The sequence below is a fragment of the Pseudoalteromonas sp. SR43-2 genome (genome assembly GCF_014163885.1).
GTDB lineage: Bacteria > Pseudomonadota > Gammaproteobacteria > Enterobacterales > Alteromonadaceae > Pseudoalteromonas > Pseudoalteromonas distincta.
Window position 1 is genome coordinate 68,925 of sequence record NZ_JACJED010000015.1, and the last position, 21,740, is coordinate 90,664.

Annotated in this window: 19 protein-coding genes; 10 read left to right on the plus strand and 9 right to left on the minus strand. The window is 39.0% G+C overall.

Annotated features, from left to right (window positions below; translation table 11 throughout):
• A complete protein-coding gene (gene soxR, locus H5120_RS13385; RefSeq protein WP_182674959.1) occupies positions 1-462 on the minus strand; it encodes a redox-sensitive transcriptional activator SoxR in 462 nt (153 codons plus the stop codon).
• A gap of 77 nt (positions 463-539) precedes the next feature.
• On the opposite strand from soxR, the gene H5120_RS13390 reads away from it, so the two are divergent.
• The 5 genes from H5120_RS13390 to H5120_RS13410 all read left to right on the plus strand — a co-directional run bounded on the left by H5120_RS13390 (position 540) and on the right by H5120_RS13410 (position 4,430).
• On the plus strand, positions 540-1,013 hold the full coding sequence (locus H5120_RS13390; RefSeq protein WP_182674961.1) for a flavodoxin family protein: 474 nt from the start codon (positions 540-542) through the stop codon (positions 1,011-1,013).
• 65 nt (positions 1,014-1,078) lie between these two features.
• Positions 1,079-1,591: a DsrE family protein gene (locus tag H5120_RS13395; RefSeq protein ID WP_182674963.1), complete on the plus strand. Its 513-nt coding sequence runs from the start codon at positions 1,079-1,081 to the stop codon at positions 1,589-1,591.
• Positions 1,592-1,599: 8 nt separating this feature from the next.
• Entirely contained in the window at positions 1,600-2,235 is a 636-nt protein-coding gene (locus tag H5120_RS13400; RefSeq protein ID WP_182675031.1) for an SGNH/GDSL hydrolase family protein, read from the plus strand.
• 78 nt (positions 2,236-2,313) lie between these two features.
• A complete protein-coding gene (locus H5120_RS13405) occupies positions 2,314-3,852 on the plus strand; it encodes an EAL domain-containing protein (protein WP_182674965.1) in 1,539 nt (512 codons plus the stop codon).
• A gap of 56 nt (positions 3,853-3,908) precedes the next feature.
• Positions 3,909-4,430 (plus strand): hypothetical protein, encoded by a 522-nt coding sequence (locus tag H5120_RS13410; RefSeq protein ID WP_182674967.1) that lies wholly within the window; start codon positions 3,909-3,911, stop codon positions 4,428-4,430.
• A gap of 80 nt (positions 4,431-4,510) precedes the next feature.
• On the opposite strand, the gene H5120_RS13415 is transcribed toward H5120_RS13410, so the two are convergent.
• Entirely contained in the window at positions 4,511-6,763 is a 2,253-nt protein-coding gene (locus H5120_RS13415) for a TonB-dependent receptor (RefSeq protein WP_182674969.1), read from the minus strand.
• Between the two features lie 285 nt (positions 6,764-7,048).
• Between H5120_RS13415 and H5120_RS13420 the strand changes: the two genes are divergently transcribed.
• From H5120_RS13420 to H5120_RS13435, 4 genes are all read left to right on the plus strand, one after another.
• Positions 7,049-8,056, plus strand: coding sequence for a LacI family DNA-binding transcriptional regulator (locus tag H5120_RS13420; RefSeq protein WP_007378432.1), 1,008 nt, complete (start codon positions 7,049-7,051; stop codon positions 8,054-8,056).
• Between the two features lie 175 nt (positions 8,057-8,231).
• Positions 8,232-9,470 carry a sugar MFS transporter gene (locus H5120_RS13425; RefSeq protein WP_182674971.1) on the plus strand — a complete coding sequence of 413 codons (1,239 nt, stop codon included), beginning with the start codon at positions 8,232-8,234 and terminating at the stop codon, positions 9,468-9,470.
• Between the two features lie 14 nt (positions 9,471-9,484).
• Positions 9,485-10,987 (plus strand): trehalase family glycosidase, encoded by a 1,503-nt coding sequence (locus tag H5120_RS13430; RefSeq protein WP_182674973.1) that lies wholly within the window; start codon positions 9,485-9,487, stop codon positions 10,985-10,987.
• 184 nt (positions 10,988-11,171) lie between these two features.
• Positions 11,172-11,861, plus strand: coding sequence for a LuxR C-terminal-related transcriptional regulator (locus H5120_RS13435; protein ID WP_182674975.1), 690 nt, complete (start codon positions 11,172-11,174; stop codon positions 11,859-11,861).
• 81 nt (positions 11,862-11,942) lie between these two features.
• Here the strand turns inward: H5120_RS13435 and H5120_RS13440 are convergent, their stop codons facing one another.
• Genes H5120_RS13440 through H5120_RS13455 form a run of 4 tightly spaced genes read right to left on the minus strand, consistent with a single transcriptional unit; the run spans position 11,943 to position 15,073 of the window.
• A complete protein-coding gene (locus H5120_RS13440; RefSeq protein ID WP_182197166.1) occupies positions 11,943-12,716 on the minus strand; it encodes a CsgG/HfaB family protein in 774 nt (257 codons plus the stop codon).
• Complete coding sequence (locus tag H5120_RS13445) at positions 12,716-13,141, minus strand: curli assembly protein CsgF (protein WP_024595597.1); 426 nt, start codon at positions 13,139-13,141, stop codon at positions 12,716-12,718. Before H5120_RS13445 ends, H5120_RS13440 begins: the two co-directional genes overlap by 1 nt.
• Entirely contained in the window at positions 13,131-13,529 is a 399-nt protein-coding gene (locus tag H5120_RS13450) for a curli production assembly/transport protein CsgE (protein ID WP_024595596.1), read from the minus strand. Before H5120_RS13450 ends, H5120_RS13445 begins: the two co-directional genes overlap by 11 nt.
• 41 nt (positions 13,530-13,570) lie before the next feature.
• A complete protein-coding gene (locus H5120_RS13455; protein ID WP_182674977.1) occupies positions 13,571-15,073 on the minus strand; it encodes a curlin in 1,503 nt (500 codons plus the stop codon).
• Positions 15,074-15,657: 584 nt separating this feature from the next.
• On the opposite strand from H5120_RS13455, the gene H5120_RS13460 reads away from it, so the two are divergent.
• A complete protein-coding gene (locus tag H5120_RS13460) occupies positions 15,658-18,159 on the plus strand; it encodes a S8 family serine peptidase (protein WP_182674979.1) in 2,502 nt (833 codons plus the stop codon).
• Positions 18,160-18,223: 64 nt separating this feature from the next.
• On the opposite strand, the gene puuE is transcribed toward H5120_RS13460, so the two are convergent.
• From puuE to guaD, 3 genes are read right to left on the minus strand one after another with little or no spacing between them, the layout of a single operon-like run.
• Positions 18,224-19,156 (minus strand): allantoinase PuuE, encoded by a 933-nt coding sequence (puuE, locus tag H5120_RS13465; RefSeq protein ID WP_182674980.1) that lies wholly within the window; start codon positions 19,154-19,156, stop codon positions 18,224-18,226.
• A gap of 1 nt (position 19,157) precedes the next feature.
• On the minus strand, positions 19,158-20,369 hold the full coding sequence (locus tag H5120_RS13470) for a urate hydroxylase PuuD (protein WP_182674982.1): 1,212 nt from the start codon (positions 20,367-20,369) through the stop codon (positions 19,158-19,160).
• A 5-nt stretch (positions 20,370-20,374) separates the two neighbouring features.
• The gene (gene guaD / locus H5120_RS13475) at positions 20,375-21,739 is read right to left on the minus strand and encodes a guanine deaminase (protein WP_182674984.1); all 1,365 of its coding nucleotides are present in this window, start codon (positions 21,737-21,739) and stop codon (positions 20,375-20,377) included.
• Position 21,740: the final 1 nt, after the last annotated feature.

Sequence of the window (21,740 nt, forward strand, 5' to 3'; positions counted from 1 at the left end):
TCAATCTCGCTCTAACAAAATAGCACCACTTTGGTTTTCGCCTAAGTGGTCGTTTTTGTTATAAATAGGGCATTTACTCATAGATAAGCACCCACAGCCAATACATCCATCAACGCGATCGCGCAAACGCTGCATATACGCTATTCGCTCGTCCAGCTGTGCTTGCCATTGCTTTGAAAGGGCTGCCCAGTCTTTTTGCGTGGGTGTGCGCTGATCAGGTAATGTGGCCAGAGTGAGTTTAATTTTATCAAGTGTTATTCCCATTGCTTGTGCGGCTTTTATTACCGCTATACGGCGCAGTACATCTTTTTTATAGCGGCGTTGATTGCCGCCATTACGCCAGCTACGTATTAGTCCTTTGGTTTCATAAAAATGCAGGGTTGATACTTTTACGCCGCTACGCTTAGCTACATAACCCACGGTTAAGTTGGCCTCTGTTAGTTTTTTTTGATCTATTGGCATTATTTTTAATTTCCGTTTGACCTCAATATAACTTGAGGTTTTAAGCTTCTTTCAACATTAAAAAAGGAGCTAACTAAATGCAACAAAAACTTGAGCGTAGCACTGTTATTATTTATTCAAGTGCACGCAAAAATGGTAATACACAGGCGCATGTTAATGGATTTGCAGAGCAAAATAATGTGCGTGTAATATGCTTAGATGATTATAAAATTGCGCCGTACTGCTATAACAAAAACTATAAAAATGATGATTTTTACGCTGTGTTTGAAGCTCTTTTAAAATATGATCATTGGGTGTTTGCGTCTCCTGTTTATTGGTACAGCACCACGGTACAAATGAAATTATTTATCGATAGAATAACCGATTATATGGACGATGAAGCATTAAAACCTAAGCTTCGTAGTTTACGCAGTAAGCATTTTTCTGTGCTATCAAATGCGTCATCAAGTGAAGCCCCCGCCTGTTTTGTAGAGCAGTTTAAAAATACGTTTAGTTATTTAGGTATGCAGTTTATTAACCACAGCCATAAAAGTACCCAAAAAGTTGCTTAAATTGCAGCCTTTTTTGGTTGTCTCTGGTAGTTTAGTAATAATCTTAAAAAACACAGGACTGTTTTATGAAATATTTACTATTGTTAGTGCTGCTTTTTAGCCCTTTAATATATGCTACAGAGCAACCAATTAAGGGGTATGGTAATTATTACAATGTACCCGAGCATGATGAAATTAATGACGCTACGGTATTTAAAATAGCATTTGATGTTGCTGATGGCGCTGAAAAAGGCGCGCAAAATAATTCAATAAATTCGCTAGCGCGTTTTATTAATATGCATATATCGCATGGCGTAAAGCCTGAAAACATACAACTTGCATTAGTTGTGCACGGCAGCGCAAGTGTTGATGTGTTAGCTAATAGCGAATATAAAAAACGCTTTAACGCTGACAATAAAAACCAAGCGTTAATTGAGCAGTTACTAGCAAACAACACTAAAGTGTATGTTTGCGGGCAATCGGCTACTCACTTTAAAGTAACGCCAGCGCTTTTAATTGAGGGTGTAAAAATGTCGCTTTCAGCTATGACCGCTCACGCACAACTTCAACAGCAAGGCTATACGCTCAACCCATTTTAATGACTCAAATAATAAAAAATATTCTCTGCTTTGGGGATTCAAATACATGGGGCTTAAACCCTGTAACGGGTAAACGTTTTGATGAAAATACCCGTTGGACATCACTTTTAAATAAACACTTAGGGTGTGGCTTTAACGTAATAGAGGCAGGGCAACCTAATCGCACGTTAGTGCATAATCCCCCGTTTGACGGTGTGCTCAATGGTGTTAGCTATTTAAAACCTTATTTGGATAAGCATGATCTCGACTTTATTATTATAGCTCTTGGTACAAACGATCTTAAAAAACGTTTTCATTTAACACCTAGTTTAATAGCAGATGGCTTGAATGATTTAATTAACTCAATACACATTTATTATCAGCAAGGTAGTACTTTAAAATCCCCTAAAATTATTATTGCCAGCCCACCTAAAATAAGAATAACCGAGCAGTATTCACGTATTTATGAAGAGGCTGATACAAAAGCAAAAGAGCTCTCTAGTGCATTTAAAAGCGTTGCAGCTAATAATAAGTGTGCTTTTATTGATCTTAACTCGTTTATTAGCATATCAGATGGTGATGGAATTCATTTTGATAATAACCAACATTTGTCAATAGGCTTTAAAATAGCGCAATTGGTTCAAAGTTCACGCAATAATTGTTGAATCTATCTGTGTGAATTTAATGCGACTTATGCAATCATCTAATAAAGTAGTGATATAAATTAACAACTTCGGGATGCTATGAAAAAGTACCAACAAAAATCTATTATAGCCGTTTTAACCGGAGTGTTAGTTTTCATAACTGGCTGTATTATTTTACTCAATTTTGCAGCGCAGCAATTAACAGCACAAACAAAGTCAGATGCTGAGTACATCCTCACTCATTTAGAAGGTGCAATTGCAGAGAGGCGTCGAATACTTACCCCATTAAATAAGCTTGCGTTTAAACAGTGTGACAATACGACTCTTCTTGAGATGCGCCGCGCTTTATTTGACGCAAAATATGTAATTGATATAGGTTTTTTTAAAGGTAACCAGTTAGTTTGTACTACGGGGGCAGGCTTATTAAGTAAACCAATTAAAGATAAACAGCCTGACTTTATTCGAGATGATGAACAGGTGAGGGTTCGTTTTGAGCCAAAGCTTTATTTATTATTATTTAGTGAGCGCCCTATGGAGGTAATTATAGTCAGACAAGGGGACTATAATTTAATTATGCAGAGTACTCCCTTTACTAATATTGGAGTTACTGCGCCTGATTGGGAAGTTGTTTATAAAACACCAAATACTTTGCATCATTTAGCAGGTAAAGAGGATCTCTATCTTCAAGTAAAAAACAATGTTTTCTTACCTTACGAAACTAATTTAGTTTGCAGTTCTACAAATAGTCAATATTGTGTGGTAGTGCACTTACCTTGGAGTCTGTTTTTTTCTAATAACCACTTATTACTAATAATTTCGTTAATTTTAACCTGTTTAGCGGGAATATCGAGTGCGTTAATAGTTGATGCAAGAATTGCTGCACGTCGCTCTATTAATCAGCGTATTCGTAAAGGACTCAAAAAGGGATCATTTTATTGGACTTACCAGCCTATTATTTGTTTGCAAAGTGGCAAGCTGATTGGTTGCGAGGTACTTGCACGTTTTGAAGATAAGTACGGTGTTTTATTTCCAGATGAGTTTATTCCGGTTATTAGAAAAAACAATTTAACCTGGATTTTTACTGAGGCCATGATTGCCACTACAATCAAAGAACTAACCTCTATAGAGGTATTGCCTGAAGGCTTTAAAGTGTCGCTTAATATATTTCCGTGTGATGTAGAGCTGGGTAATGTGTCGTTGCTGCCACAAATTACAGAGCTTACCAATTCACGCTTTATTATTTGTTTAGAGATAACTGAAGACGAATACCTTGATACAAGCATCGCGCATGCTCATTTTAGAACCTTGGTTGAATCGGGATTTAACTTATCATTAGATGACTTTGGTACGGGTTATTCAAATTTAAGAAACTTACAAAATTTGAGCTTTCATCAACTTAAAATTGATCGTACGTTTGTTCAAGATATAACAACTGAGGGCTTAAAAGCCTCTATGATCCCGAATATTATGGAACTTGTGCATAAGTTTAATTATACCTGTGTAGCAGAAGGAATTGAAACCACTGAGCAAGAAGCCATTTTAAAAACAGCGGGTGTGCATTACGGACAAGGCTGGAAGTACGGTAAGCCCATGACTGCGTCTAAATTTAAAAATTATATAACTAGTCAGCATTTTTAGATCTCAGCTGCCATACTAAACGTATCGGTATGAAATTTATAAATATTAGGTTTATTATGATCAAATTAACATTAAGTGCTTTTGCACTTTTACTACTTAGCGCATGTACAACACAGTACCCAAACCAGCAATTAACAGGTAAGCAGTTCCCAAGCATTAGTGGCGAAAGCTTAGAGCAAAGTATGGTGACTATACCTAGTGATTTTAAGGAAGATAAAACACTACTGCTCATTGGGTACAAGCAAGACAGCCAGTTTGATATAGACCGTTGGTTAATTGGTTTAGATATGGCGGGCGTAACGATCCCTACCTACGAACTACCAACCATTGCCGGCATGGCACCACGTATGTTTAGCACATTTATAGACAGCGGTATGCGCAAAGGCATCCCTAAAGAATTATGGGGTGGGGTAATCACTATTTATAAAGATGGCGAGACAGTTCAAAAGTTTACAGGTAATCAAAGCCCAAATAACTCTCGTGTGGTACTTATAAATAGCAGCGGCGAAATTTTATATTTTTATGATCGAGGTTTTTCGGTTGATGCACTTAATAAATTAAAAGCGAGTATTGAGTAATTCACTTTAGCCTTTAAATTCATTTGTTTAGGTTAATTAAAGTGAAAGGGAGCGAATGCTCCCTTTATATTGTATTTTATTTAAAACGCGTAACTTACACTAAAACGCGTTGTACGAGGCATAATGTAACGACCATTTGGTGCATCAGCATTACGTGGATCACCTTCTGTAATGCCTTGCTCATCCGTTAAGTTATCTATTGCTACTTGAAGCTTGATGCCTTCCATTGGTTCTAATATTAAACCTAAATCAACTTTTTCGTAGCCATCGAGTGTTACAGTGTTTTCGTTATTGCCAAAGCGATCATCAACCGCTGAAAGCGTACCGTATAAAGTTGCATACATACCTTGTAGCTCAAAATCGTAACTTGGCGTTATACGTACTTGCCATTTTGGTTGGCGCTGCGACTGGTTACCATCGTTTGTTGGGCTCTCTGTAATTTCAGCATCTTGTAATGTCGTATTTAAATTAACAGAAAAACCAGAATCATGATTAAAGTTGTAATCAAGCTCTATACCGTATGCTTCGTTTGTTAAAATTTCTGCTGGTACGCCAGGTCTTCTTACAAATGTGTCGCCTTTAACTTCATTTACAAATACGGTTGCATAAAAGTCGGTTGATTCAGTAATTAATTTATAACCTAGTTCACCTTGGGTAATTTCTTTAATAAGCTTTTCGCCGCCTTCGTAAGCATCAAAGTTATCTCTAAAGTCATCAAAGTAAGGCATTTTATAACCACGGTTAACACGGGCAAACACACCCATATCATCATTAATTGAATAGTTTAACCCTGTAGTCCACGATGTTTTACTTTCATCATAGCTAACGGTTTTAGTAATAATACCGTCAAGGCCCTCATCTACACTGTATTCTACTTCGTGGTTTTCTTGACGTACGCCAACATCAAGTGTAAACGCATCAGCAAATTTGTATTCACCGGTGACATAAAACGCATTAGTGCGCGCATCACCTGTTGAGCTTATGTCGTAGTTAAAATCACAACCATCGGTGTTTTGATTACATTCAATACCGGTTAATGCTTCGCCACCTGATTCAAGTACATGGTATGCAGTGTTACCTAAGCTCCACCAATCTTTTGCTGAAGTACTTGCAGTGTAATATCCAAAGGTTGTTGATAGGTCGCCAAATTTCTTCGAAAAAGCTAAATCATTAGTAAATGAGCTGATTTCTTTAAGTACTACCCATCGACCAAGTTGTTGGACTGGGGTATCGCTTGCGTATTCAGTGTTTGTAACTGCTCCAAATGCAGTTTGGCCGTTATCAGCAACTGCTCCAACCGTTGTTGCTGAGCCACTAGGTACTAAACCGTAGGTATTTGCATCGCCTTTAGTAATGTTAAAGCGATCTGAAAAATGCCAACCACCTTTTAGCTCTAGCTTAATACTACCGCCCGAAACATGGCCGTCCCACCCTCGGCCATCACCTAGGTCAATATCAAGTGCTTGCGCATCGGGGCCTGTAAATATTGTTGCTTGACGATTTAGCGTACCAAGTTGCGTATATTCTGCGTCAATACCATCAACATTAAGGGGTGTTGGTAAGTACCACGCACCGTGATCGTCTGTTTGGCGGGTATAAAAGTTAAGCTCGCCGTTGTCTAAATCTTTAGTAATGTTGATTGTAAATTGGCTACCTTTTTCAGAAGTAAAGCCCGCATCACGAATACCCGGTGAGCTTTTTACGTAACCGCCAACCATAAAGTATAAATCGTCAGTAATTTCACCACTCATCACAGCGTCAACTCGCTGTAAGTCGTAATCAGAAGTTGTGTATTTAAATAAGCCTTCTGTTTCTTCGCCACCACGTTTTAATCTAAAATTGGTTGTTAATCCTGGTTGTCCGTTAGATAAAACAGGATTAGGTCCACCACGCAGGGCTTCTACTGTCTCAATGGTTTCATCAATACGAAACATTGATGAGTTCTCTAAAAATGACAATGTTGAAGCAGGATAAATAGGTGAGCCTTCAATACTGAGTGTTAAAAATGGGGCATCACCACCACCAGGAAAACCACGAACAAATACATTAGCGCCCGATTCACCACCTGAGCTTTCTACCCAAACACCAGGTATTGCTTTAAACAAGTCAGCGGTGCTTTTTGGAGACAGTTTAATAATTTGTTCACTATCGATATTAGTTACCGCATAGCTGGCATCAATTTTTCTAACTCCAACACCCGTAGGTGTTCCCGATACCACAATGCGCTCAACTTTCTGTTTTTCTTGTGTTTGCTCTGCTGCAAATGCGCATTGAGTGCTAAGCGCTAAAGTAATTGCACACGCTAATGTACTTTTTGCTTTATTGATTTTCATGTGTGTGATCCCGTTTTTAGTGTATTAAACAGTGTATTTCAGCAGCCTTTTTACTAAAAATCATTGTAAATAGGCTGTGTATATTGAAACCTTAGAGATAAATGCAAACGTTTGCAATATTTATTTGTAAATTATTTATGAATTTATATAGTTTATTTATTGAGCTTATTTATATGTTAAACACTTTTTAGGTCGTTGTTCGCGCCAGCAAAAAATAATAATGCTATATTGTCAGCGAGTTAGATAATTGTATTGATCAGTGGTAAGCGACTATTTAGGAAGATCATGAATAACAAAAAAATTAAATTAACTGATTTAGCGAAACTAGCAGGCGTGTCTACCTCTACAGTTTCGCGTGCGCTTAATGATAATCCGCTAATTAAGCAAGAAACCCGCGATAAACTTCAGCGCTTAGCTAAAGAGCATAATTTTAGCCTTAATACGGCTGCAAGTCGGTTGCGGACACAAAAAACCAATGTAGTTGCGGTTATAATTAACCTTGACGAACAAACAGAGCAGTCGATTAGCGATCCGTTTTTACTTAAAGTAGTGAGCGAAATTAATCTTGCACTTAATCAGCAAGGGTTAGAGCTTTTACTATCTAATTCCATCATGGCGCAAGACGATTGGGCTAATTATTTTATTAATAGCCGCCGTGCAGACGGTATTATTGTTGTAGGTCAAGGTAAAAACCAAACCAATATAGAAAATGCAGCTAACGCAGGTATTCCGCTGGTGGTATGGGGAGATCCTAAAACACCTAGCAACTACCCCATTGTAGGAAGTGACAATTACTTGGGAGGCTTGCAAGCAACAACGCATTTAATAGAGCACGGAGCTAAAAACATTGTATTTTTAGGCGACCCAGAACATGGTGAAATTAGTGAGCGTCATAGAGGGTACTCTGCCGCATTAGCATCCCATAAATTAGAGCAACATGTTGTATCTATTGATATTACAAGTAGCTCAGCGTATCAATCAATTAACCAATTACTGCGTGAAAAAGGCCTTTATTTTGATGCTATAGTGGCATGTAGTGATATGGTTGCCTTAGGTGCCATGAAAGCCTTAAAAGAGCGTTATGTAAGCATTCCTAATGATGTCGCTCTAGTAGGTTTTGATGATATTGCTATGGCCGACATTAGCCACCCTTCATTATCAACTATCCGACAAAACACACAGTACGCAGCCACGCTATTAGTTCAAAAGTTGATGCAGCAACTAGCTGGTGAAAAAGTTGAATCACAAGTAATTGATATTGAACTGATTACCCGCCAATCAAGTAAAAGATAGTTTATAAATCATGTTGAGTTAATGTTAAATTTAAAATGCAAACGATTGCATTAAGGGCTATTCTAAACTAAACTCAAACCTCACTGATATAAACACACACTGTGTATGCACTCGTTATGGGCATACAATAAAGGTCGTTATAGCGTTTAAATAACGCTGTAAAGCGAGGGCAATTATGAGTAAAACAAAAGTCACACTGGCAATTGCAGCAAGTTACTTTATTTTCGCTATTTTGTTAAATAGCGTGGGCACCGTTATTTTGCAGGCAATAAATACCCTTGGGGTAAGTAAAACAGAAGCTTCAGTGCTTGAGGGGTTTAAAGATTTATCCATTGCGATAATGTCATTTGTAGTGGCTTCGTTTATTCCTCGCCTAGGCTATAAACTGGCTATGCTTGGGGCACTTACTGTTGTTGCCCTTGCTTGTGTAAGTACGGCTTTAATTAGTGACTTTTATGCGTTTAAAATTTTATTTGCCGCCATTGGTTGTGGCTTTGCTGTGGTTAAAGTGTCGGTTTACTCTATTATCGGCCAAGTGACAGATGATGCAAATAGCCACTCTTCATTGTTAAACACCATTGAGGGCATTTTCATGGTTGGTGTGTTAAGTGGCTATTGGATTTTTACTGCTTTTATAGATCCAAACGATTCAACCGCGTGGCTCAACGTTTATTACTTGCTAGCAGCTCTGGCCCTAATCGTTATAGCGAGCGTAATTGCTGCGCCTATAAAGCCCGCCATTATAAGTAAAACTAAACGCTCCTGTTGGTTCGATTTTATCGCCATGCTTAAGCTAACATATCAACCGTTGGTACTCGTATTTATAATTAGTGCTTTTTTATACGTATTAATTGAGCAGGGCGTAGGTACTTGGCTACCCACATTCAATAATGAAGTTTTAAAACTTCCTATAGCTATTAGTATTCAGCTGGCCAGTATTTTTGCTGCGGCACTTGCATTTGGGCGCTTAGTCGCAGGGCAAGTACTTAAACACATTCACTGGTTTGTTGTATTGAGCAGTTGTTTAATTGCGATGGCCGGCCTCATACTTATTACCCTACCGCTTACTGAGAATGTTACTGAAAATACAGTAATTAGCTTATTTGATGCACCACTTGCTGCATTTATTTTACCGTTAATTGGCTTTTTCATGGCGCCTATTTATCCGGTACTTAACTCAGTTATGCTCAGCGCTCTTGAAAAACATCGTCATGCCGCTATGACTGGCTTAATTGTAGTTTTTTCAGCACTTGGTGGAACAACAGGCTCAATAATAACTGGTTATGTATTTGAGCACTTTAGTGGCCAGCATGCGTTTTACCTTTCTTTGGTTCCCATTAGTTTGATTTTTATTAGCGTGATTTTTTTCAAAAAACGAACCGACGCTATCTCACAACACGCAACGACAGCTTAACAGTAAGGAAAGTTATGAGTTTTTTTGACAGCCAATTATTTAAAGATGTTCAAATGCAGCATGTATTTAGCGACTGTAAAACATTCGCAGATGCAATTGCGCGTGTTAATTGGCAAAGTGCATGTAAAAGCTATGAACAATTAGCGCCTTTAACTAATACGCAGCTTAGTGAGTTTGTAAACGCACACTTTATTACTTCTCCAGTGCTAGCAATGGGCACTGAGGCTGATACGTCATCGGTTAAACATTATATAGACTCGTTATGGAGTGGCCTTAGAAGAGAGGCGGATACCCCGAAGCAAGATTCATTACTAGCACTAAAGCACAGCTATATTGTGCCTGGCGGGCGCTTTCAAGAGATTTACTATTGGGATAGTTATTTTACAGCATTGGGCTTAATCGATGCAGATAAAGGTGATGTAGTTGAAGATATGCTACTTAACTTTGTCGATTTAATTAACGATTATGGTTGTATTCCAAATGGTAACCGTCGCTATTATTTATCACGCTCGCAGCCACCGGTTTTAGCACTCATGGTCGAGTTATTATGGGAACATACGCATAGCAAATCACTCAATACGCAATGGCTTGCTATGTGTGTTGCAGCACTTGAAAAAGAATATATATTTTGGATGCAAGACGCGCAGTTGCTTTCGAGTGATTTATTGGGCTCGAAGCGGGTAGTAAGAATGCCTTGTGGTGGTGTTTTAAATCGTTATTGGGACGATGTAAGTGAGCCAAGAGCAGAGTCATTGCGTGAAGATTTAGCGCTAGCGGAAGGATTGGCGAAGGAGAAAAAATCTGATTTTTATCGTAATATTCGCGCTGCATGTGAGTCGGGTTGGGACTTTAGTTCTCGTTGGCTTGGTGAGTCTAATTTACTAAGCTCTATTCAAACAACTGATATTGTTCCTATAGATTTAAACTGCCTTATGTATAACTTAGAGAATCAATTAAGCAAATTCTTTCAATTGCTCGGCAATAGTGAACAAGCAGAGCATTACCAATTACTTGCCAGCAATCGCAAGGCACTTATTAATGCTTACCTTTGGAATGAACCAACCGGTTTTTTTGTTGATTATAACTGCCGTACAACGACTCAATCTCCAATACTTAGTGCAGCGGCAACTACTGCTTTATTTGTTAATTTAGCCAGTAATGAGCAAGCAATCAAGGTAGCTACAATATTAGCCAATGAATTTTTAAAAGAGGGTGGCATTGTTACAACTATTACTCAAACGCCTCAGCAGTGGGATAGTCCAAATGGTTGGGCTCCACTCCAATGGCTTGCGGTAAAAGGGCTTAATAACTACGGTATTACTCAATTGAGTACACATATAATGCAAAATTGGGTAAATATGGTTGAGCAAAATTTTGCAGTAAATAAGTGCTTACTCGAAAAATACAATGTGTGCACACCAGCGGTTTTAGCCGCTGGTGGTGAATATCAAGTACAGCAGGGTTTTGGTTGGACTAATGGCGTAACGACTCGATTTTATAAATTACTAAACTACTAATCCGATCTGTTATTTATCTTACAAAAAAATTGTTAAAACAAAGGCAATGTAGGTTATGTATTGATTTAATAGGTTTTTATCTGTTTTAGGATGAGAAACGATAACTTTATTTTAATACCAAAATCTCATTGTAAGTTGTATTTGATTTAGGTAATGTAGTGTAAATGTTTCAAGGACGAAATTTATGCCCCATAAAAACTCAGTATTCGTAAAAACTACATTTCAATCATCTTTTCATTCACACAACTACACAGCTATTTTAAGAACACTACAGGCCTTGTTTGGTGATATTAAAATGGACGATGTTATTCCTAAAGCTGAGCAGCGTGCAAATTATGATTTGTTTTTAATAGATGGTGCTAAAAGCAAATGGCAAGATCTCATTCCCGCAGACCTTATTTGTTTAGCTAAACACCATAGTGTTGTTATCTTTAATGTTGATAAAGAAGATGTGTGCGAGCAAAACTTATTGCTTAACCATTTTAATGGTGTTTTTTATAAATCAGATCCGCCAGAAGATATTTTTAAAGGGTTAGTTCGTGTTGATACTGGCGAGCTTTGGTTTACGCGTAAAGTAATTTCAAAAGCTTTTAACGACATTTTAGCCGTGGCATCGTCATTTAATAACCTACATGACGACATTGAATTAAAGCAGGACGATTACGATCATTTAACAAAGCGAGAAAAGTCCGTTATTCATTTAATTGCACAAGGTGCGAGTAACAATACAATTGCTGATAAGCTCAATATTAGCGACCACACTGTAAAAACACATTTGTACAGTGCGTTTAAAAAAACTAACTCACGTAACAGGGTAGAGCTTGCGAATTGGGCTCAGCGCTACGTTTCTGTTTTATTACCAATGGCTAAATAAATAGCATATATAATCTCAATTTCTCCCATAAAAAAGGCTACTGTTAGTAGCCTTTTTTATTTGTGATGACGGCCTGAGTAATTAGCTCACTTTTTTAGCCCATAAGCCTTTATCAATGCCTTTTGTTATAAGGTCTGTCAGTGCTTTTTCTATTGCCTGAGTTACACAAATACTCATAGGTTCGTTGTCACTAAAGCCGGCTTCAGCTTCAGCTAGACGTTTGTAGCTTACGTATCTAAAAAAGCCTGCACGCATCTCTTGGCTTAATACTTTTTTGCTGGTGGCCACACTAAGCAACACTTGACCTGTACGAACATCCACAGCGCGTAGATAAATTGAAATAGCATCTTCACGGTAAAGCTCAGATGCGCCTATACCAAAGTATTCCATACCTAACCCACCCGTTTTTACATTGGTGTCATAGCTTATAATACCGCCCTCTAAAATGATTTTAGCTGTGGTAAGTGGAGGTAACTCAGCCTGGTTAGGATTATCAGTTTGGCCTGCACGAATAATTTTTCGCTCAGTTAAAATGTTTTGTAAACCTTCACGCTCAACAGGTGTAAACCAATCAGATTCATGCAGTGCTTGTACGAGTATTGAATTAGCACCTTGTGTAACGGCAGTCGAAAACGAACTAACGTTGGTTTGTGGTTTGTATTGACCTGTTTGGTCTCTAAATGAGTAGACCGATACAGGAATGCTGCCAACAGGTTTTGGTAAATTTTTTAAATCTGCAAATAATTCAGTTGGTTCTAGGCTAATTGCTTTTTGCTGTGATGGTGGAATAAGCTTACCTAAACTTGTACAGCCGCTCAAACCCAGTAATGTTATTGTTATTAGTAGTTTATACATTATCCAAACCTCGGTACTTCAATGATCACAACAGAGTCATCTAATATGTTTGTTATTTTTACTGTAATAGAATCGGTTGTGCTGGTTATAACTTCAATTTGATAATCACCACTCATAAAAATTGAGTCCTGATTAAAAATACTATCTTCAATATCCTCACCAAAAGCCATATCGGTAATTTCTCTTACCATGCGGTTTAAGTATGTGCGCTCTAAAGAGTCTTGAAATTGTTCAGCGTAACCTTTTTCGATTACCGGAGCCTTGTGCTTATTTTGAGCCTGTGCTTTGCTCAGCAGCATATTTGCATTGAGTGGATTACCACCAAAGCTTGGATTTATTGGGGTGTAAATTATTTCAGTCGCGGAAGCTGAAAAGCTTAATATTGTTATTATTATAAGGGCTATTTTTTTCATTTTACCATCCATCTTTAGCCATATCTGGTGTTGATGCAGCCATGTTTGAGCGAGCCATTGCATCTATTACTGTATAAACAGCTTGCTCAACACGTTCATCGAGGGGTTCTAATCTGCGACCTAAATAAGTCGCGTAAACAAGTTGGTTATTCATTATTAAAGAAAGTTGTGTACCCGCTTTTGGTATTACGGTTTCTTTTATTTCAATATTAAAACCAGCTGTTGAAGGGAGATCTCGCCAGTAGTTTGAAAATTCATAATAAAATTGATGACCAAAGCGGCTAATACTTCTATCAAGTAATAAGCCATCTATTTCTAGTTCATCCGCAGCATGAGTTGCCCCAGAAAAACATAGGAAAAGTGTGAGTAGGTAACGATTAAAGTTAATATTTTTTTTCATAATTTAAAAAGGGGAGAGGGTCGCTCTCCCCACCTCAACAATTACATTTGAGTAATTGTTGCTGCGTTTCCATCACCAATTTGGGTAACAGATACAGTGCTGTCAAAGCCAATTACTGAGCCTTCAACAATATTGTCGTTACCAATTTGAGTAACACTAAACGATACGTTTTCACCACCAACTAAAAATGCTGATTGTTCAACGCCAGTAACCCAGTTACCTTCACCTGTTTGTGAAATATCAATGCTGTGGTTATTGCCTTCAACCATCATATCAATAAGGTTTAACGTGCCACTTTGTGCAATATCAATTTGGTTATTATTACTATCTAAAATGCCAGCAAGGGTAACAATTGCTTCATTTTGAGAGCCGTCTTGAGCAATATCGATGTCATTATCGTTAGATGTAAGCGTTACATCTGGGTATGAAGATTGAACAAGTACGGCATTTTCATCGCCAGCTTGTACTAAATCAACATCATTGCCAGAGCCGTTAAAGTTAGCTAAGTGAATCGAGTTTAAATCACCTATTTGGGCTGATGTAAATTCATTGTCTGAACCAATTACACCCATGTAGGCTTCGTTTAAATCACCGTTTTGCATTGAAGTTAGTTCGTTGTTGTCACCAATTAAATCGGCTGTCATTAAGTTTTCAGCGCCAACTTGTGTTGCTGAAACCTCATTATTAGAACCTTCAAATAAGTTTGATTCAATTGTGTTAAGTGAACCTTCTTGATCTAAATCTATTTGGTTGTCGTCCCCAATTACAGTTGCAAACGTTACCGCATTAGTTAAGCCATCTTGCTCAATTTCAATTTCATTTGCATCACCAGAAATTGCACTAAATGCTACAGCATTACGATCACCTACTTGTTCAACTTCAAGCTCGTTGTCATTGCCTTGTAAACTACTTACTTTAAAGGTACTCCAATAACCGTCTTGAACTAAATCAAGAGTATTTTCGTCGCCTGTAAGCATCGTAATTTCTGCTTCATGCCATTCACCGGTTTGCAGTGAGGTAATTTCATTTGCGTTACCTTGCATATTCATGTTGTAAAACCAGTGACCACCAGTGCCTTGTTCAACATCAATGATATTATCATCACCAGTTACAATATTAATCGCTTCATTATTTACAAAAAAGCCTTGGCCAAATTGTGAAACAAATAACATATTATTATTACCAGTCACTTCAGAGATAAAACCATTAGCAACGCCATCTTGGCTGTATACTTGCAGGTTGTTGTCACCTGTGGTGGTTACTTCAGCATAATTACCAAATTGACTCTGCACAACTTCAGTTTCGTTATTATTACCGGTTGTTGTTACAAGCATGGTGTTGCTATCACCATCTTGTGTAAGTAGTGCAGTATTTTCATTAAAAGTTTGGATAAGAGTCATTGAGTTTTCAACACTTGCTACAGAAACGTTGGTAGCAAGTTCTGAGCTTGATGCTGATTTGTTGTTAGTATCTGCATAAGAAGCAAAGCTAGTACCCATTGCAATTGCAACTGCGCAGCTTAAAAGTGATTTGTTCAACTTCATTATTTTCTCCTTGAAATATTAAAACCAAACACCTTAAATTTTATAGGTTTTATAAGGTATTTGCTGTGTCAGCATGCCGTGCCGATATAATGTTTTGTGATCCGCTTGAAAAGCTCTTAAAGTAAAATTTTTCGATGTAGTTAATAATTATCACTAAACGCTTTGTCATTATTTTTAACTTACGTTTAATAACTGTTAATTATTAAGTACCTAATTACTGTATTCCTCAAATGTATTTTCTGAAATCATCATTTTTTACCAATTTTTTAATTTTTATTTTTCAGTGGGTTATGGTGCGGTTGTTGAGGTTTTTTATTAATTCAATCTAAAAGCAGTAAAAATCTCCGACCCTTTATTAGGTAAATGGCTTTGCGTGAATTTCATTAAAAGGTCTGTCTTTAGTGTTTTTTTTATACTTTAACTGGTCAAAATTGTTGGTTTTAACAACGTTTTTATTTTTTAACTTGTTAAATGATTAGTTTGGTTGTTTCCTTAGGGTATGCCATGTGATCCCTTGTACTCGAAATAGTGAAAGAACGTGCTTAGAGCATCTAAGCTAACCCAACAAAACTATGGATAGAACAATGAAAACAAAATTATCTATTATTACTCTTGCCTTACTTCCGTGCTTAGCAGCTGCAAAAGTTCCTGATGTGGGTGTAAAGCAATCTGTAACTGCTAGCAGTGATTCTATAATTGTTAAATATAAAAGTAATGCAACGAAAGAAATGCGTAAGCAGGCTCGTTCATTAGTTAAAGCTAAAATTACTGATCTAAATAAAGATGAACTTGATGACAGCTATACGTCTTTACTTTCAGGTCGCTTAGCTAAGTTTAAAGTGTCGGGAATGAGCACTAAAGACGCAATTGCGCTTTTAAAGTCTCATCAAGCTATTGAATATGTAGAGCCTGATTACCAAGTAAGCATTGCACGTACGCCAGATGATCCTCGTTTTGATGAGCTTTGGGGCTTAAATAATGATGGCCAAACGGGTGGTACAGCAGACGCTGATATTGATGCAGTAGAAGCATGGGATATTTCGACAGGTAGCCGCGATGTAGTGGTAGGTGTAATCGATACGGGTATTGATTACAGCCACAGTGATTTAGCGAGCAATATGTGGGTAAATAGCAGCGAAATACCAGGAGATGGTATTGATAATGATGGTAACGGTTTTATAGATGACGTGCATGGTATAAATGCCATTACTGACAGTGGCGACCCTATGGATGACGAAGGCCATGGTACCCACGTTTCAGGTACTATTGGCGCAAGTGGTGGCAATGGTATTGGTGTTGTAGGTGTTAACCATGAAGTATCACTTGTTGGTTGTAAGTTTTTAGATGCTGCGGGGAGTGGCTCAACATCAGACGCCATTAAGTGTATTGATTACATGGTTAGCCTTAAAAACTCAGGCGTTAACTTACGCGTATTAAATAATAGCTGGGGTGGTGGCGGTTACAGCCAAGCACTAGCAGATGCAATTGCATCAAGCGAAGCGGCGGATTTACTCTTTGTAGCCGCAGCTGGTAACGATACTATTGATAACGATGTTAACCCGCATTACCCATCTAACTACGAAAACGCAAGTGTATTATCGGTTGCAAGTACAGATCAAACCGATGGTATTTCATGGTTTTCACATTATGGTTTAACAAGCGTTGATATGGGCGCGCCGGGTAGCGCTATTTTATCTACTACACCAGGTGAGAGCTATGCATCTTACTCTGGCACATCTATGGCAACCCCTCATGTAGCAGGTGCTGCAGCGTTAGTGTTGTCAATTAATCCTGAGCTTAGCACTCAAGAGCTGAAAGATTTACTAATGAACTCTGGCGATGTAAATGCTGCGCTACAAGGTGTAACGGTTGCAGGTACTCGTCTTAATGTTAACCAAGCGCTTATTGATGCAGACCCTACACCTGGCTTTAAAATATCAGCCGATCCACTTACGCAACAAATTGAAGCAGGCCAAGCTACAAACTACACATTTACAATTGGTTCAATTGCCGAATGGGATGAAGAAGTAACGCTTGAGTTATCAACAACATTAGGCGGCGCTTATTTATCATCGCTTACAGCGCGCCCAGGCGATGAAGTAATGCTAAATGTTGAAACCGATACTAACACTCAGTGGGGCGAATACGAGCTTACTGTAACAGCTACAGCTGGTGATATTGTTAAAGAGCAGTCAGTTAAATTAATGGTTCAACCTGTTGGTTTAAACGACTTTACTTACAGCAGTAACACAAGTGTTGATATTCCTGATAACTCGCCAGTAGGTGCAGTGTCAGTAATTAATGTTCCTGATGACTTAACAGTATTTGGCACTACTGCTGATGTAGATATTTCGCATACCTACTCAGGCGACTTAGTGGTTAAGTTAGTATCTGCTCAAGGCACACAAGTAACGCTACAAAGCAATGTGGGTGGTTCAAACGACGACATAGTTAGAAGCTTTACTTCTGAATCATTTAACGGCGAAGTTGCTACAGGCGATTGGACACTACAAGTAGAAGATACTGCCGCAGCCGATACCGGCACAATTAATAGCTGGTCATTAACGCTAAGCGCTATTGGCGAAGTTAGCCCACAACCACCACGTGCTAGTTTTGACGTTGAGACACAAGGCTTAACAGTTAACTTTATTGATTCAAGCACTGATTCAAATAACGATATTACACAGTGGAGCTGGAGCTTTGGCGATGGTGCAACATCATCTGATCAAAACCCTATGCATGTGTATGCAGCATCAGGTAATTACGATGTAGAACTAACGGTAACAGACAGTGAAGGCAATACAAGTACATCAACTCAAACGGTTGTTGTAAGTGATGTAGAGCTAGAAATTACCTTAAAACGTGCTAATAAGTCTCGCCTTGATACTATGCGTGTAGAGCTTAGTTGGGAAAGTGTTGGCGCTGAATCACTAAGTGTTTACCGTAATGGTGAGCTTGTAGATACTACTGCTGACCGAGGTCGCTATCGTGATTACGTACGTGGAGCTACATTACCATCGTACGATTACCAATTATGTGTAACTGAAAATGTATGTTCTAACATCATTACGGTTTCATTTAACTAACTACTCCTAAAGTGACTTTAAGCCCAGCATTGCTGGGCTTTTTTATGTTTTAAAAAAATATAAACTATGCTTTTTTATACGGATGTGTTTTAAGCCAGTGCTCGGCTATTTGTTCACGCGTGGCAAACCAAACCTGCTCATGCGAGCGGGCATATTCTAAAAACTGTGCTAATGCTTTTATTCTTCCTGGTCTGCCAATTAAGCGACAATGCAGCCCTATCGACATCATTTTAGGGGCGTTTTCACCTTCTGGGTCGCCTTCCTCGTATAGCGTATCAAAGGCATCTTTTAAATAATTATAAAACTGATCGCCTGCGTTAAAACCCTGCACGGCAGCAAAGCGCATGTCGTTTACATCAAGCGTGTAGGGCACTATTAACTGTGGTTTACCTTCTTTAATACTGTAAAAAGGTAGGTCGTCGCTGTAATCGTCGGCGTCATATAAAAATGTGCCATTTTCAACTACTAGTGCTGCGGTATTTGGGCTAGTTCGGCCGGTATACCAGCCTTTGGGCTTTTTACCCGTAAGCGTTTGAATAATCTCAATGGCTTGTTGCATATGCTTGCGCTCGGTTTGCTTGTCTATATGTTGATAATTAATCCAGCGCAGGCCATGGCTTGCTATTTCGTGCCCTGCATCAACAAAAGCTTTAGCTACATCGGGGTGGCGCTCAAGGGCCATTGCAACTGCAAAAATGGTGACCGGTATATCGTATTTTTTAAAGAGTTTAAGTAAACGCCACACACCCGCTCGCGAGCCATATTCGTAAATAGACTCCATGCTTATATGGCGGTCTTCAACATGGGGAGCACTGACTATTTCAGATAAAAACGTTTCAGCGGCTGCATCACCATGCAGCACGCAGTTTTCGCCGCCTTCTTCGTAATTTAATACTACTTGCACGGCAATACGTGCTTTATTGGGCCAATTTGCATGGGGTACATCTGGACCATAACCAATTAAATCGCGCGGGTAGTTTTTAAATTGCTCGCTCATTTTATTGCTCCTTTTTAAGTGCTGTGAGCCAAGACCCGAGCGTTTCGCGCTCTGTGTCTGTCATTTTGGTCATATTAGCCAGTGGCATATCTTTGGTTATAACCGCGCGAGTATGAATAAGCGTGCTGGATTTTTTTACATCACTAATAGAGTCGAGCTTAAAGCCTAGCGGCGCTGTTTGAAAAAGCTCAGAGGTGGGTGTTTCGCTGTGACACCGAGTACAGTGTTTGCTAATTATATCCCACGCTTGTGCGTCGGTAATACTTGCTTGTAAAGGCGCGCTTTCGCCTGCATTTGTTGGAGTACTGGGCCAAGGGGCTATGGCGAGCATAAGAGCAAAGAAAGCTGCAATACCGCTTACAAGCACTGAGGGTTTATTAATACCTTGATGTTTTAAGTTAAAGTAATGGCGTATCCACATACCAATACCAAACAGCGCAATTAAAATAAGCCAGCCAAAGTTGTGGCTATACGTGTAAGGAAAGTGATTGCTAAGCATTATAAATACCACAGGTAACGTGGCGTAGTTATTATGAATAGAACACAGCTTTGCCTTTAAACCTGGCGCTGAATCAGGGATTCTACCGGCTTCTACTTCACTTACCATATAGCGTTGGCCTGGCATAATAATGTGATACACATTACCCACCATACACGTGCCAATAAGTGCACCTACATGAATATACACAGCGCGGTCGCTAAATAATTGATCAACCCCAAAAGTCCACAGAGCTAATAAACCAATAACTACAGCAATAAACACTTTGCCGTTTTCGACCAGTGGGGTTTTACACAATAAACGATAAACACCATAGCCTAAGCCAATAAAACCAAGGGATGCGCCAATAGCGGCAAATTTACTTAGCTCACTTTTGCTGTTATCAATTAAATACACATCGGCGCCAACATAATAAAGTAAGCTAAATAGTAATATACCGGTGATCCACGTTGTGTAGGCTTCCCACTTAAACCAATGCAGGGTGTGAGGCATTTGTTCAGGGCCATTTTGATACTTAGCCACTTCGTAAAAGCCACCACCATGCACGGCCCATAAATCGCCTTTTATGCCTTTGTCTATTTTCCACTGCGGTGGTGTTTGTAGGTTGTTATCAAGCCATGCAAAATAAAATGAAGCGCCAATCCATGCTATACCAGCAATAACATGAAAATAACGCAGTACTAAATGAGCAAGCTCAAATAAATAGTTTTCCATAACGGTTAAGCCTCTTCTAATACCGGTGAGCGGGTGTCTGAAAATTGATTGTTATCATCGCGCTTATACACACTTTTACCCATAATGTAGGTTTGCTCAACGCAGCGGTCGTCGCCTAACATCATCATTGCAAACAGTTTTTCGTGCAGGGTTTTGGCATGCTGTATTCTAAATTTTAAAAATGAAGTTGCTGAACAATCCATCACAATAAAATCGGCCTCACAACCGGCTTCAAAATTACCAATTGTCCCTTCTAAATCAAGTGCTCTGGCACCGCCGAGAGTTGCTAAATACAGCCCTTTAAATGCTGAAAACTTTTGACCTTGTAATTGCTGGATTTTGTACGCTTCGTTACCTGTTTGTAGCATAGAAAAGCTTGTTCCTGCGCCTACATCGGTACCCATGCCTACGTTTATGCCGTGCTCTTCACAGGCTTTTAAATTTAAAAGTCCTGATCCTAAAAATAGGTTTGAGGTAGGGCAGTGCGATATTGCTGCATTGTTATCTGCAAGGCAGCAAAGCTCGCGCTCAGATAAATGAATGCTATGGGCAAATACCGAGCGTTTACGTACCATTTTTGCTTGCTCGTACACGCCTAAGTAATCATCAAACTCTGGAAATAGCCCTTTTACCCATTCGCACTCGTCTTTGTTTTCAGATAAGTGTGTATGCAGGTAGGTGTCTGGGTATTCTTCAAGCAACTGAGTACATTTTTGAAGTTGCTCAGGGGTTGATGTGGGAGCAAAACGCGGTGTAACTGCGTAGCTTAACCTATCAACATTGTGCCATTTTTCGATGAGGGCTTTAGATTCGTCATAACTTGTTTGCGCGCAATCAGATAAGTCGTCTGGGCAGTTACGGTCCATCATTACTTTACCGGCAATCATGCGTAAATTGCGTTTTTGTGATTCTTTAAAAAACGCGTCAACCGATTGCGGATGCACAGTGCCAAATACAAGGGCAGTGGTTGTGCCATTGCGCAGTAGCTCGTCTAAAAAGCGATTAGAGATCTCTTTTGAATAATGCTTACACGTGAACTTTTTCTCTGTCGGAAACGCATACTCGGTTAGCCAACTTAAAAGCTGCTCGCCATACGCGCCTACCATTTCGGTTTGCGGCAAATGTATGTGGGTGTCAATCATACCAGGCATAACGAGTTTGCCATCGTGGCGGATAACACGCGCTGATTTATCAATTGTAGGTAATATGTCGTGCTCATAGCCAAGCTTAACTACTTTGCCGTGCTTGATAACTAATGCGCCTTTTTCAAAAAAACGATGGGCGTTTTCGCCAGCAATGGCAGGGTCGTCAACAAAGTCGAGTATATCGGCACAAACTACTGTTAAGTTATTATTGTTTTGCGTGCTCATT

What these genes read in the sequence shown, in the direction of transcription:
- H5120_RS13450 (WP_024595596.1), bottom strand. Translation starts at nt 13,529, where the DNA reads ATGAAAAAAAATATTAACTTTAATCGTTACCTACTCACACTTTTCCTA.
- H5120_RS13440 (WP_182197166.1), bottom strand. Translation starts at nt 12,716, where the DNA reads ATGTATAAACTACTAATAACAATAACATTACTGGGTTTGAGCGGCTGT.
- H5120_RS13390 (WP_182674961.1), top strand. Translation starts at nt 540, where the DNA reads ATGCAACAAAAACTTGAGCGTAGCACTGTTATTATTTATTCAAGTGCA.
- H5120_RS13395 (WP_182674963.1), top strand. Translation starts at nt 1,079, where the DNA reads ATGAAATATTTACTATTGTTAGTGCTGCTTTTTAGCCCTTTAATATAT.
- H5120_RS13470 (WP_182674982.1), bottom strand. Translation starts at nt 20,369, where the DNA reads ATGGAAAACTATTTATTTGAGCTTGCTCATTTAGTACTGCGTTATTTT.
- H5120_RS13405 (WP_182674965.1), top strand. Translation starts at nt 2,314, where the DNA reads ATGAAAAAGTACCAACAAAAATCTATTATAGCCGTTTTAACCGGAGTG.
- puuE (WP_182674980.1), bottom strand. Translation starts at nt 19,156, where the DNA reads ATGAGCGAGCAATTTAAAAACTACCCGCGCGATTTAATTGGTTATGGT.
- H5120_RS13435 (WP_182674975.1), top strand. Translation starts at nt 11,172, where the DNA reads ATGCCCCATAAAAACTCAGTATTCGTAAAAACTACATTTCAATCATCT.
- soxR (WP_182674959.1), bottom strand. Translation starts at nt 462, where the DNA reads ATGCCAATAGATCAAAAAAAACTAACAGAGGCCAACTTAACCGTGGGT.
- H5120_RS13425 (WP_182674971.1), top strand. Translation starts at nt 8,232, where the DNA reads ATGAGTAAAACAAAAGTCACACTGGCAATTGCAGCAAGTTACTTTATT.
- guaD (WP_182674984.1), bottom strand. Translation starts at nt 21,739, where the DNA reads ATGAGCACGCAAAACAATAATAACTTAACAGTAGTTTGTGCCGATATA.
- H5120_RS13430 (WP_182674973.1), top strand. Translation starts at nt 9,485, where the DNA reads ATGAGTTTTTTTGACAGCCAATTATTTAAAGATGTTCAAATGCAGCAT.
- H5120_RS13415 (WP_182674969.1), bottom strand. Translation starts at nt 6,763, where the DNA reads ATGAAAATCAATAAAGCAAAAAGTACATTAGCGTGTGCAATTACTTTA.
- H5120_RS13455 (WP_182674977.1), bottom strand. Translation starts at nt 15,073, where the DNA reads ATGAAGTTGAACAAATCACTTTTAAGCTGCGCAGTTGCAATTGCAATG.
- H5120_RS13420 (WP_007378432.1), top strand. Translation starts at nt 7,049, where the DNA reads ATGAATAACAAAAAAATTAAATTAACTGATTTAGCGAAACTAGCAGGC.
- H5120_RS13410 (WP_182674967.1), top strand. Translation starts at nt 3,909, where the DNA reads ATGATCAAATTAACATTAAGTGCTTTTGCACTTTTACTACTTAGCGCA.
- H5120_RS13445 (WP_024595597.1), bottom strand. Translation starts at nt 13,141, where the DNA reads ATGGATGGTAAAATGAAAAAAATAGCCCTTATAATAATAACAATATTA.
- H5120_RS13460 (WP_182674979.1), top strand. Translation starts at nt 15,658, where the DNA reads ATGAAAACAAAATTATCTATTATTACTCTTGCCTTACTTCCGTGCTTA.